Annotated in this window: 12 protein-coding genes; 7 read left to right on the plus strand and 5 right to left on the minus strand. The window is 64.8% G+C overall.

All coding sequences use genetic code 11. The annotated features are described in order from the left end of the window. Position 1: 1 nt before the first annotated feature. The 3 genes from SR870_RS18710 to SR870_RS18720 form a co-directional block, all read right to left on the minus strand. Positions 2-637 (minus strand): cytochrome b/b6 domain-containing protein, encoded by a 636-nt coding sequence (locus SR870_RS18710; RefSeq protein WP_322515024.1) that lies wholly within the window; start codon positions 635-637, stop codon positions 2-4. Between the two features lie 223 nt (positions 638-860). Beyond that, entirely contained in the window at positions 861-1,442 is a 582-nt protein-coding gene (locus SR870_RS18715) for a fasciclin domain-containing protein (RefSeq protein WP_322515025.1), read from the minus strand. A gap of 570 nt (positions 1,443-2,012) precedes the next feature. Next, entirely contained in the window at positions 2,013-2,762 is a 750-nt protein-coding gene (locus SR870_RS18720; protein ID WP_322515026.1) for an SDR family oxidoreductase, read from the minus strand. An 88-nt stretch (positions 2,763-2,850) separates the two neighbouring features. On the opposite strand from SR870_RS18720, the gene SR870_RS18725 reads away from it, so the two are divergent. Continuing rightward, positions 2,851-4,362: a malonyl-CoA synthase gene (locus SR870_RS18725; protein WP_322515027.1), complete on the plus strand. Its 1,512-nt coding sequence runs from the start codon at positions 2,851-2,853 to the stop codon at positions 4,360-4,362. Between the two features lie 384 nt (positions 4,363-4,746). Here the strand turns inward: SR870_RS18725 and SR870_RS18730 are convergent, their stop codons facing one another. Both SR870_RS18730 and SR870_RS18735 read right to left on the minus strand, forming a co-directional pair. After that, on the minus strand, positions 4,747-5,046 hold the full coding sequence (locus tag SR870_RS18730; protein WP_322515028.1) for a DUF3892 domain-containing protein: 300 nt from the start codon (positions 5,044-5,046) through the stop codon (positions 4,747-4,749). 517 nt (positions 5,047-5,563) lie between these two features. Then, positions 5,564-6,547, minus strand: coding sequence for a cation diffusion facilitator family transporter (locus tag SR870_RS18735; protein WP_322515029.1), 984 nt, complete (start codon positions 6,545-6,547; stop codon positions 5,564-5,566). Between the two features lie 389 nt (positions 6,548-6,936). Between SR870_RS18735 and sdhC the strand changes: the two genes are divergently transcribed. The 6 genes from sdhC (at position 6,937) to SR870_RS18765 (ending at position 11,480) form a co-directional block, all read left to right on the plus strand. Continuing rightward, a complete protein-coding gene (sdhC, locus tag SR870_RS18740) occupies positions 6,937-7,335 on the plus strand; it encodes a succinate dehydrogenase, cytochrome b556 subunit (RefSeq protein WP_322515030.1) in 399 nt (132 codons plus the stop codon). After that, positions 7,332-7,754: a succinate dehydrogenase, hydrophobic membrane anchor protein gene (gene sdhD, locus SR870_RS18745; protein WP_322515031.1), complete on the plus strand. Its 423-nt coding sequence runs from the start codon at positions 7,332-7,334 to the stop codon at positions 7,752-7,754. The genes sdhC and sdhD overlap by 4 nt, the downstream gene beginning before the upstream one ends. Positions 7,755-7,757: 3 nt before the next feature. Beyond that, a complete protein-coding gene (gene sdhA / locus SR870_RS18750) occupies positions 7,758-9,581 on the plus strand; it encodes a succinate dehydrogenase flavoprotein subunit (RefSeq protein WP_322515032.1) in 1,824 nt (607 codons plus the stop codon). A gap of 129 nt (positions 9,582-9,710) precedes the next feature. Then, complete coding sequence (locus tag SR870_RS18755; protein WP_322515033.1) at positions 9,711-10,493, plus strand: succinate dehydrogenase iron-sulfur subunit; 783 nt, start codon at positions 9,711-9,713, stop codon at positions 10,491-10,493. A gap of 241 nt (positions 10,494-10,734) precedes the next feature. Further along, positions 10,735-11,223 carry a pyridoxamine 5'-phosphate oxidase family protein gene (locus tag SR870_RS18760; RefSeq protein WP_322515034.1) on the plus strand — a complete coding sequence of 163 codons (489 nt, stop codon included), beginning with the start codon at positions 10,735-10,737 and terminating at the stop codon, positions 11,221-11,223. Then, positions 11,223-11,480, plus strand: coding sequence for a hypothetical protein (locus tag SR870_RS18765; RefSeq protein WP_322515035.1), 258 nt, complete (start codon positions 11,223-11,225; stop codon positions 11,478-11,480). Before SR870_RS18760 ends, SR870_RS18765 begins: the two co-directional genes overlap by 1 nt. Positions 11,481-11,528 lie beyond the last annotated feature (48 nt).

The following is an 11,528-nucleotide window of genomic DNA, read 5'->3' on the forward strand; positions in this document are numbered from 1 at the left end:
TCTATCTCCCGATGATCATCGCGCGCAGGCTCTTCGGCACCAGCAGCGCCAGCACGACGTGCACGACGAGAAACGCGACGATCGCCGCCATCGCAAAGAAGTGCACGTAGCGCGCGGTGTCGTAGCCGCCGAACAGGGCGGTGAGCGTCTGGAACTGCACCGGCTTCCAGATCGACAGCCCGGACAGCACGACCAGGACGCCGACCAGCAAGATACCGGCATAGAGCAGCTTCTGGACGTAGTTGTAAGTGGTGAGGTCGCTGTGCGACAGCCGGAAGGTCGCGGCCCTGGCGAGGTCGGAGGCGACGCCCCGCGGCGTGATCGGCCACAGCTTGCGGCGGAAGCGGCCGGTGGCGAAGCCGAGCGCGACATACAGCACGCCGTTGATCACCAGCACCCACATCGCCGCGAAGTGCCACAGCAGGCCGCCGCCGAGCCAGCCGCCCAGCGTGATGCTGCGCGAGAACTGGAAATCGAACAGCGGCGAGGCGTTGTAGATCTGCCAGCCGGACATGATCATCACGATCATCGCGATGGCATTGATCCAGTGCATGATCCGCACCCAGGCGGGCTGGATCACTTTTCGCGCAGCGCCGGCGCCGGCGGCATCGTCTTCACTGAGCGTCGTGCTCGACATCGGCGGACATCCTGAAGCGGTTCGTCATCAAAGCGATGGCCTTGACGATACGGACTATAACCCCGCCTCGTTACGCCGCTTCCCTTCCACGGCGATGCCGACATCACCATTCCGATCACGAAAGCGCGAGCCGGTGTCCCGGCCCGCGCCCTTCGCGAAGCAGCGTGGGGGGCGCCGCTTCATCCGCCGCCTCGGGGGACGTTGGAAGCGGCGGAAGCGATGATCAGGACGGCATCAGCACGGTGTCGACGACGTGGATCACGCCGTTCGACTGGTTGACGTTCGGGATCGTCACGGTCGAGCTGCCGCCCTTGCTGTCGACCAGCATCACCTGATCGCCCATGCGCTTGACGGTGAGGGTTTCGCCCTCGACGGTGGTGAGCTTCTTGCCGTCGGTGAGGTCGGCGGCGGCGAGCTTGCCGGGCACCACGTGATAGGTCAGGATCTTGGTGAGCTGCTTCTTGTTCTCGGGCTTCACCAGCGTGTCGACAGTGCCGGCGGGCAGCTTGCCGAAGGCGGCGTTGGTCGGCGCGAACACCGTGAACGGGCCCTTGCCTTCCAGCGTCTTGACCAGGCCGGCGGCCTTCACGGCGGCGACCAGCGTGGTGTGATCCTTGGAGTTCGCCGCGTTCTCGACGATGTTCTTCGACGGATACATCGGCGCGCCGCCGACCATCACGGTGTCGCCGCTGGCCTCGCTCTTCATCATCTTCTTGGATTCGGCCTGGGCCGGCACGGTCACGGTGGCGGTGAGAGCCAGCGCGCTCAGCGCCGCGGCGGACAAATAAGCAATTCGCTTCGACATGTTTCGTCTCCCGATGGGTTGAAAGCCCACGCCACGCACGGGCGAGGGTTGCGAACGGCGGCGCGCCTGAAGGGCTCGCGGGGGCGCCGTCGTTGCAGCCAGTTACGGGAGGTTTCCGGCGGCAGTTTCAGAATAGATTTTTTGTCGCACGGTGAAACTAATCGCGAGGATCGACGTTCAGGCGCGTCGCGCGAGCGATGTCGTCGGGCTTGCTCATAGAGTGGCGAACGGTCGCAGGCGCCGCTTCCCCCACCCCGCCCCCCGATCAAGTCGGGGGCAGGCTCTCCCCCGCAAGCGGGAGAGGGGGCGCGCTGATCGTGTTGCGGACGATGCGGATGATCAGTTCGGTCAGAAGGCGCCGAACTATTTCATCAATTCGTATCGATAGCTGAATGAAAGACACGATCAGCGCCTCTTCCGACCGCTGCCGAACTCCCTCTCCCGCTTGCGGGAGAGGGTTGGGGTGAGGGCGAGCCGAGCACTCAGCAAGCGATTACCGAGAGTCAAATTCCCCCACCCGGATCGCGACGCTTTCCGACCTCACCCGCAAGCGGGAGAGGTCACTCAAACTCACAACCCACCCACGAACGACCGATTCCAGGTCGGGCTGATCAGGATCTCGTTGACGCAGACATGCGGCGGCATCGTTGCGACGAAGGCGATGGTGCGGCCGAGATCGTCGGGCTGCAGCATCCGCGCCTGATCCTCGGCGCTCGGCACCACCGGACGCAGTTTCAGAATCGGCGTGGCGACCTCCGCCGGCATCAGGCAGCAGGCGCGCAGGCCGTTGACGCATTCGTCCATGTTGAAGGAATGCGTCAGCGCCAGCACCGCGTGCTTGGTGGTGGTGTAGGCCGGACCCGGCATCTTGGAGACGTGACGCCCCGCCCAGGACGACACGTTGATGATGCAGCCGTCCTGCTGCGCGCGCATCGTCGGCAGAACCGCGCGCATGCAGTACAGCACGCCGTCGAGATTGATCTCGACGAGCTTGTTCCAGCCGTCCAGCTCCATATCGGCCCAGCTCCGCTTCGGCACGTTGATGCCGGCGGAGTTGACGAGACAGTCGATGCGGCCGTGGGTCGCGACGATCCGGTCGGCGGCGGCGATCACGGCGTCGGAGTCGCCGACGTCGAGCGCGATCGCTTCGGCGGCGCCGCCTTTGGCCGTGATCTTCGCCACCACCGCGTCGAGTGCGTCGGCTCGCCGCCCCGACACCACCACGGTGAATCCATCGGCGGCGAGCGCCTCCGCGCCGGCCTCGCCGATACCGCTGCCGCCGCCGGTGACCCAGGCCACGCGTTTCCCGTTCTTCGTCATGCAAACTGTCTCCGTTGCTTTGCGATGGACGTTCTTGCTATGCAATCGCCCTTCCCGAATGATGCATGAACGCGCACGGAACACCAACATGAACGCCAATCTGTTTGCCCGCCTGTTCGCTGCGCTCGACGATCCGGACAGGCTCGCGATCGAAACCGCCGACGGAGGCAGGATCAGCTACGGCGATCTGGTCGCGCGCGCGGGCCGCGTCGCCAATGTGCTGGTGGCGCGCGGCGTGAAGACCGGCGATCGTGTCGCGGCGCAAACCGAGAAATCGGTCGAGGCGCTGGTGCTGTATCTGGCCACGGTGCGGGCGGGCGCCGTCTATCTGCCGCTCAACACCGCCTATACGTTGCACGAACTCGATTATTTCATCACCGACGCCGAGCCGTCACTGGTGGTGTGCGATCCGGCAAAGCGCGACGGCATCGCGGCGATCGCCGCCAAGGTGAACGCCGCGGTCGAGACGCTGGGCGCCGACGGCCGAGGCTCGCTGAGCGATGCGGCGGCGCAGGCGTCGCCCGACTTCGCGACCGTGCCGCGCAGCGGCGACGATCTCGCCGCGATCCTCTACACCTCGGGCACCACCGGCCGCTCCAAGGGCGCGATGCTGAGCCACGACAACCTCGCGTCGAACTCGCTGACGCTGGTCGATGTCTGGCGCTTTTCGCCCGAGGACGTGCTGATCCACGCGCTGCCGATCTATCACACCCATGGTTTGTTCGTGGCCAGCAACGTCACGCTGTTCGCGCGCGCCGCGATGATCTTCCTGCCGAAGCTCGATCCGGAGCGGATCATCGACCTGATGCCGCGCGCCACCGTGCTGATGGGGGTGCCGACGTTCTACACGCGACTGCTGCAGAGCCCGCGACTGACCAGGGACGCGACCAGCCACATGCGGCTGTTCATCTCCGGCTCGGCGCCGCTGTTGGCCGAGACCCATCGCGAATGGTCGGCGCGCACCGGCCACGCCGTGCTCGAGCGCTACGGCATGACCGAGACCAACATGAACACCTCGAACCCGTATGACGGCGAGCGCGTGCCCGGCGCGGTCGGCCCGGCGCTGCCCGGCGTCTCGGCGCGCGTCACCGATCCCGAAACCGGCCGCGAATTGCCGCCGGGCGAGATCGGCATGATCGAGGTGAAGGGCCCGAACGTGTTCAAGGGCTATTGGCGGATGCCGGAAAAGACCAAGTCGGAATTCCGCGACGACGGCTTCTTCATCACCGGCGATCTCGGCAAGATCGACGAGCGCGGCTACGTCCACATTCTCGGCCGCGGCAAGGATCTGGTGATCACCGGCGGCTTCAACGTCTATCCGAAGGAAATCGAGAGCGAGATCGACGCCATGCCGGGCGTGATCGAATCCGCGGTGATCGGCGTGCCGCACGCCGATTTCGGCGAGGGCGTCACCGCCGTGGTGGTGCGCGACAAGGCCGCCTCGATCGACGAGGCGCAAGTCCTGAAGGGCCTCGACGGCCAGCTCGCCAAATTCAAGATGCCGAAGAAAGTGTTGTTCGTCGACGACCTGCCGCGCAACACCATGGGCAAGGTCCAGAAGAACGTGCTGCGCGAGACCTACAAGGACATCTACAAGTAACAAGTCGCGTCATTCCGGGGCGCGCGTGAAACGCGCGAACCCGGAATCTCGAAGTTGTTGCACGCTAGGTCGTTTCCATCACCGCGAGATTCCGGGTTCGCTCGCTGGTGCGAGCGCCCCGGAATGACTGATGTGCGGAGGGCTCCCCTCCCCCTTGCGGGGAGGGGTCGGGGGTGGGGGTCCACGAGTCGCAGTGCCCGCGGTACCCCCATCCCGGCCTCCGCTTCGCTCGGCCGACCCTCCTCGCAAGGGGATAGGAACGCGGTTCAGGGGCATATCGAGTGCCCGGAAGTCGCAAGATGCGTAGTTTGGGAAATTTCGACGCGGCCGAGGAGGGCCGCCTCCAAACGATAGAGGCGGCCCGTTGGTTTCAGCTATGTCCTGTCACGGGCATTCGGGGAGGGAGAGCAGGTTGTTGGGTTGCTCTCCGTCGGCTTCGGTTTTTAGATACTTGTTGCCAAAGCGGCTTACGGCGACGGTAACCCAAACAGCATCCCCGTGAAGAGGCTTGACCCAGAAGCGCCATTCTCGCGCCTCCAGAAGGCGGATGGCTTCCTCTTGAGTGATCCGCCATGGTGCGTCCTCGTAACCGCCTACATGGGTGATGCGTTCGTGGGGATTGAACCGATCAGACTTGCGGATGCACTTAATCTGACAGGTTTTAATCGCGGTAGAAGTGTTCATTGTCCATCTCCGTTAACAACGTGAGGACGGGCTTGACCACTGGCAATAACTCCGATTCTATCGGCGTGCTGACTATTGCGCAGTGTCCCGCCTTGCCCGTCTCGTGGGTGAGTAGCGGGCCGAAACTTCGGAGCCGTCGAGCCGTGCAAGGGCTCGGCGGCTTCTTAGTTCCGGTTGTCGACGAAGGTATGGGAACCTCGTCCGACGCGTCAAGCAATAGTGCGGGTTCCTGAATCAAATACTAAATGTGGTAATTTCGGGTGGAAAACTGGGGTATGCCAAGTTTAACTTCTGACATTAACCCGCTGACCTATCTGGAAGATTCATCCGGACGGCGGGGCGCGGGCCAGATGCTCCAATGCTGACGTTTCGAATGCTGGTAGTAATCTTCCACCGAACTGCCACCGTTATTCACAGGGCGCTGTTAGTGGCCGTGCCCTGAGTGAGACATGAGTTAGTAGCCGCACTCGTTGCAGAAAGAGTGGCGTGGTAAGCAAGCGCGAATACAAGATCGCGCCTACACCACGTGATCCGGCGCAAGCGCGCAGGAGGCCGGGTCGGTCTCGATCTGCACCGTCGCATGGGCGATGCCGAAATCGTGCTGCAGTTCGTGGGCGATCTCGATCAGGAAGGCATCGCCGGGCGGCCCCGACGGAATCACCAGATGGCAGGTCAGCGCCACTTCGGTGGTCGACATCGGCCAGATGTGCAGATCGTGCAGTTGCGTCACGCCGGGCCGGCTCGCCAGGAACGCGCGCACCGCGGCCGGATCGATGCCGCGCGGCACCGCACCGAGCGACATCGCGGTGGAGTCGCGCAGCAACCCCCAAGTGCCCCAGACGATCACGCCGACGACGACGAGACTCACCGCCGGGTCGATCCAGGTCCAGCCGCTGAACAGGATCACCACGCCGGCGATCACCACGGCGGCCGAGACGCCGGCGTCGGCGACCATGTGCAGATAGGCGCCGCGGATGTTGAGATCGCTGTGGCGGCCGGCAAAGAACAGCCACGCCGTGGCGGCGTTGATGACGATGCCGACGCCGGCCACGATCATCATGGTGACGCCGGCGACCGGCTCGGGATTGAACAGCCGCAGGATCGCCTCCCAGCCGATCGCGCCGACCGCGAGTAGCAGGAACACCGCATTGAACAGCGCCGCGAGGATCGACGAGCCGCGCAGCCCGTAGGTGAAACGCGCCGAGGGTGGCCGCTTCGACAGTTCGGCGGCGACCCAGGCGACGGCGAGGCCGAGCACGTCGGACAGATTGTGGCCGGCGTCGGCGAGCAGCGCCATCGAATTGCCGAGCCAGCCGAACACCGCTTCGACGATCACGAAGCCGATGTTGAGCCCGATGCCGATCGCAAAGGCGCGGCCGAAATCCTTCGGGGCATGACTATGCGCGCCGGGACCATGGCCATGCGCGTGATGATGATCGGCGCGGCCGTGATCGTGCCGGCCGGCATGGTCATCGTGGCAATGATCTTCGGCGTGGGTCATCTGGAGGTCGGGCGCGAGGGGGAGGCGGGGGCGTGATCGGGGCCGTGACCGAGCATCGCACGGCCATGCCTCGGCGGGAAGCGACGCCGTTTAGAACCGCTTAGAGCGCTTCAAAAGTGCTGCAGTTTCTTACCTTTGCGGTGCGGGCGGCCGTCGGAAGACGTGCCGGACAGGAAGCCTTCGGATCAGTGAACCGATTTTCATTTGTATCCGAAGCCTGCTGCGACGGAAAGCACCATCGCCTTGGCACAGCGTACACTTCAAACAGTGATTTGGAGTTCAATAAACGTGAATTCGTCGTTGCACTCGCTGAACGACCTTCGTAAATAAGGTCACCTTCGCGAGCCCTGACCGGGCCCTGTCCGCTTGCAGCCAACCTATAGCAGCCGATGACCGCCAGGATCGACCGACCGCTTTCGCCCCACATGCAGGCCTACCGCTGGAGCCTGACGATGGCACTGTCCATCGTCCACCGCGCCACCGGTATTGCGCTGTACTTTGGAACCCTTCTGCTGGCCTGGTGGCTGATCGCCTGCGCCGCAGGCCCCGCCGCCTACGCCAACGTTCAGGCCTTCACCGGCAGCTGGATCGGACGTCTGATCCTGTTCGGCTACACCTGGGCGCTGATGCACCATCTGCTCAGCGGCGTCCGTCATTTCGTCTGGGACCTCGGCTACGGCTTCAAGACCGCCGACCGCGAATGGCTGACCTGGGCGGCGCTGATCGGCGGCATCGTGTCGACGGTGCTGCTCTGGGTGATCGCTTTCACGATGGGGGTCGCCCGATGAGCGTCGAAGAATCCCACGGCACCGCGCGGCGGCGCGAGGCCACGATGCGCACGCCGATGGGCAAGGTGCGCAAATTCGGCCCGGCCGGCTCCGGCACCTCGGATTTCTGGCAGCAGCGCATCACCGGCGTGGCGATGACGCTGCTGATCCTGCCGGTGATCGTCGTCATCATGATGCTGCTCGGCCGCAACCAGGCCGGCGCGGCGCAGATCCTCGGCTCGCCGCTGATCTCGCTGACCATGATCCTGTTCATCATCGCCAGCGCGATCCACATGAAGATCGGCATGCAGGTGGTGATCGAGGACTACATCCAGAACGAGAAGCTCAAGCTCGTGACCGTGATGGCCAACAATTTCTTCTCGATCGCCGTGGCACTCGCCGCGATCTTCGCGATCTTCAAACTCGCATCCGGAGTGTAACGCATGGCGGCGAACGGCAACGGCGCAGCGGCCGCGGGCGGCCACGCCTATCCGATCGAAGACCACGTCTATGATGTCGTCGTTGTCGGCGCCGGCGGCGCGGGCCTGCGCGCGGTGGTGGGCTGCAGCGAAGCGGGGCTGCGCACCGCCTGCATCACCAAGGTGTTTCCGACCCGCTCCCACACCGTGGCGGCGCAGGGCGGCATCTCGGCCTCGCTCGGCAACATGCACAAGGACGACTGGCGCTGGCACATGTACGACACCGTCAAGGGGTCGGACTGGCTCGGCGATCAGGACTCGATCGAGTACATGGTGCGCAACGCGCCAGAGGCGGTGTACGAGCTCGAACATTGGGGCGTGCCGTTCTCGCGCACCGAGGACGGCAGGATCTATCAGCGGCCGTTCGGCGGCATGACGCTGGATTTCGGCAAGGGCCAGGCGCAGCGCACCTGCGCGGCCGCCGACCGCACCGGCCACGCCATGCTGCACACGATGTACGGCCAGGCGCTGCGGCATTCGGCCGAATTCTACATCGAGTTCTTCGCCATCGATCTGATCATGGACGATCAGGGCTGCTGCCGCGGCGTGGTGGCGCTCAAGCTCGACGACGGCACCATCCACCGCTTCAAGGCGCAGACCACGATTCTGGCCACCGGCGGCTACGGACGCGCCTACGCCTCCTGCACCTCGGCGCATACCTGCACCGGCGACGGCGGCGCGATGGCGCTGCGTGCGGGACTGCCGCTGCAGGACATGGAGTTCGTCCAGTTCCACCCGACCGGCATCTACGGCTCGGGCTGCCTCGTCACCGAAGGCGCCCGCGGCGAGGGCGGCTATCTGGTCAATTCCGAAGGCGAGCGCTTCATGGAGCGCTACGCGCCCTCCGCCAAGGATCTGGCGTCGCGTGACGTCGTTTCGCGCGCGATGACGATCGAAATGCGCGAGGGCCGCGGCGTCGGCAAGAAGAAGGACCACATCTTCCTGCATCTCGACCATCTGGCGCCGGAAGTGCTGCACGAGCGGCTGCCGGGCATCTCGGAATCGGCGCGGATCTTCGCCGGCGTCGACGTCACCCGCGAGCCGATCCCGATCCTGCCGACCGTGCACTACAACATGGGCGGCATCCCGACCAATTTCCACGGCGAGGTCGTCACCAAGAAGGACGGCGACGACAACGCGGTGGTGCCGGGCCTGATGGCGATCGGCGAGGCCGCCTGCGTGTCGGTGCACGGCGCCAACCGCCTCGGCTCCAATTCGCTGATCGACCTCGTGGTGTTCGGCCGCGCCGCAGCCTTGCGCTGCGCCGAGAAGCTGACGCCGAACGGCAAGCAGCCGGAGCTGCCGGCGGATTCCGCCGACATGTCGCTCGGACGGCTCGACAAGAATCGCTACGCATCGGGCGGCACGCCGACCGCGAAGCTGCGCGAGGGGATGCAGCAGGTGATGCAGAACAACTGCGCGGTGTTCCGCACCGGCGAGGTTCTGTCCGAGGGCAAGGATCTGATCCGCAAGGTGCACGGCGGGGTCGCCGATATCGGCGTGTCGGATCGTTCGCTGGTGTGGAATTCCGATCTCGTCGAGACGCTGGAATTCGACAATCTGATCATCCAGGCGGTGGTGACGATGAACTCCGCCGCCAACCGCACCGAGAGCCGCGGCGCCCATGCGCGCGAGGACTTCCCGGATCGCGACGACAAGCAATGGATGAAGCACACGCTGGCGTGGATCGACGAAGGCGGCGGCACCACGATCGATTACCGCCCGGTCCACGACTACACGATGACCAACGACGTCCAGTACATCCCGCCGAAGCCGCGGGTGTATTGAGCTAAGGAAACCCGGCCCGTCATTCCGGGGCGCGCGCAAGCGCGAACCCGGAATCTGAGACCGAGCAAGGACCAGAGATTCCGGGTCTGCGCGCAAGCGCGCATCCCGGAATGACGAAAGGCAGACGAGATGGTTGAATTCGCACTTCCGAAGAATTCGAAGATTGTCGGCGGCAAGGCGTGGCCGAAGCCGGAAGGCGCGACCGAGGTTCGCGAATTCCGCGTCTATCGCTGGAATCCCGACGACGGCAAGAACCCGAGCGTCGACACCTACTATGTCGACAAGCACGATTGCGGCCCGATGGTTCTCGACGGCCTGATCTGGATCAAGAACAACATCGATCCGACGCTGACCTTCCGCCGCTCCTGCCGCGAGGGCGTGTGCGGCTCGTGCGCGATGAACATCGACGGCGAGAACACGCTGGCCTGCACCAAGGCGATGGACGACGTCCGCGGCGAGGCGGTGAAGGTCAACCCGCTGCCGCATCAGCCGGTGGTCAAGGATCTGGTCCCCGACCTCACCAATTTCTACGCGCAATACGCCTCGATCGAACCGTGGCTGCAAACGGTGACGCCGACGCCGCAGAAGGAATGGCGGCAGAGCCACGAGGACCGCGAGAAGCTCGACGGCCTGTACGAATGCATCCTGTGCGCCTGCTGCTCGACCTCGTGCCCGAGCTATTGGTGGAATTCAGACCGCTTTCTCGGACCGGCCGCGCTGCTGCAGGCGACGCGCTGGGTCGAGGACAGCCGCGACGAAGCCACCGGCGAGCGGCTCGACAATCTCGAGGATCCGTTCCGGATCTATCGCTGCCACACCATCATGAACTGCGCCAAGGCTTGCCCGAAGGGCCTCAACCCCTCGGAAGCGATCGCCAATCTCAAGCTCAAGCTGGTCGAACGCCAGATCTGAGCGCTGCGCAGCTTTGTCGCACTGCAACGGCCGGGCTCTGTGCCCGGCCGTTCTGCTTTCGGTAGCCGTCCGGCACCATCCCCCGTCCTTGCGAGGAGCGCAGCGACGAAGCAATCCAGCGCATCGCGTGCTGCCGCTGGATTGCTTCGCTACGCTCGCAATGACGGAGAGGACAACCCGGAGCCGCGGAACATCGCCGCACAGCAATCGTTATGCCGCAGAACAGGCATGGAGATTGTCGATGGCGGTGAATACCAATCCGGGCGAAGCGCAGCACGCCTGGGATCTGATGAAGAAGATCACCTTCGCGATGCTGGCGACGCGCGACGGCGAGAAGATCCGCTCGAGGCCGATGGCAGCCTATATTCGTCCTGAGGAAGGTCTGATCTATTTCCTCACCGATGTCCGCCGCCACAAGGACGATGAGATCGCGCAGGATCACCACGTCAATCTCGGTTTCGCCGATGCGAGCGCGCAGAAATACGTCTCGGTGTCGGGCTATGGGGCGATCAGCAACGACCGCGCCAAGATCAAGGAGCTGTTCGGCACCGCTGCGAAAGCGTGGTGGGACAGCCCCGATGATCCGAACATTCGCATTCTCGAGGTCACGCCCGAAGAGGCCGAGTACTGGGATTCACCGGGCACCCTCGTCAGCTATGTGAAGATGGCGGTGGCGGCGGCGACCGGGTCGCGCCCCGATCTCGGCGACAATCGCAAGGTCGCGATCTGATGATGCCCGAACCGCAGGAAGTCCCTGATACACCGGGCCCGGTCGAGCCGCCGCCGGAGGTGCCGTCGAGCACGCCCGGCACGCCCACCGAGCCGCCGCGCGAATCGCCGCCGGGAAATCCCAATCCGGACATTCCGCCGCCGATCGACGAGCCCGGCGCGCCGCCGGTGCCGGAAGAACTGCCGGGACAGACGCCGGACGAAGTACCAATGCCACCTTCACCCGGGCCGGGCGCGCCCAACCCGGCCATCATGTGAACGCCGCATCGTCGCGCAACGACGAGCGGCGTGCTGCGATGCCGTCTC

This window comes from Rhodopseudomonas palustris (assembly GCF_034479375.1).
Lineage (GTDB): Bacteria > Pseudomonadota > Alphaproteobacteria > Rhizobiales > Xanthobacteraceae > Rhodopseudomonas > Rhodopseudomonas palustris_M.

Coding starts and splice junctions, on each gene's coding strand:
- SR870_RS18710 (WP_322515024.1), bottom strand. CDS start 637: ATGTCGAGCACGACGCTCAGTGAAGACGATGCCGCCGGCGCCGGCGCT.
- SR870_RS18715 (WP_322515025.1), bottom strand. CDS start 1,442: ATGTCGAAGCGAATTGCTTATTTGTCCGCCGCGGCGCTGAGCGCGCTG.
- SR870_RS18720 (WP_322515026.1), bottom strand. CDS start 2,762: ATGACGAAGAACGGGAAACGCGTGGCCTGGGTCACCGGCGGCGGCAGC.
- SR870_RS18725 (WP_322515027.1), top strand. CDS start 2,851: ATGAACGCCAATCTGTTTGCCCGCCTGTTCGCTGCGCTCGACGATCCG.
- SR870_RS18730 (WP_322515028.1), bottom strand. CDS start 5,046: ATGAACACTTCTACCGCGATTAAAACCTGTCAGATTAAGTGCATCCGC.
- SR870_RS18735 (WP_322515029.1), bottom strand. CDS start 6,547: ATGACCCACGCCGAAGATCATTGCCACGATGACCATGCCGGCCGGCAC.
- sdhC (WP_322515030.1), top strand. CDS start 6,937: ATGACCGCCAGGATCGACCGACCGCTTTCGCCCCACATGCAGGCCTAC.
- sdhD (WP_322515031.1), top strand. CDS start 7,332: ATGAGCGTCGAAGAATCCCACGGCACCGCGCGGCGGCGCGAGGCCACG.
- sdhA (WP_322515032.1), top strand. CDS start 7,758: ATGGCGGCGAACGGCAACGGCGCAGCGGCCGCGGGCGGCCACGCCTAT.
- SR870_RS18755 (WP_322515033.1), top strand. CDS start 9,711: ATGGTTGAATTCGCACTTCCGAAGAATTCGAAGATTGTCGGCGGCAAG.
- SR870_RS18760 (WP_322515034.1), top strand. CDS start 10,735: ATGGCGGTGAATACCAATCCGGGCGAAGCGCAGCACGCCTGGGATCTG.
- SR870_RS18765 (WP_322515035.1), top strand. CDS start 11,223: ATGATGCCCGAACCGCAGGAAGTCCCTGATACACCGGGCCCGGTCGAG.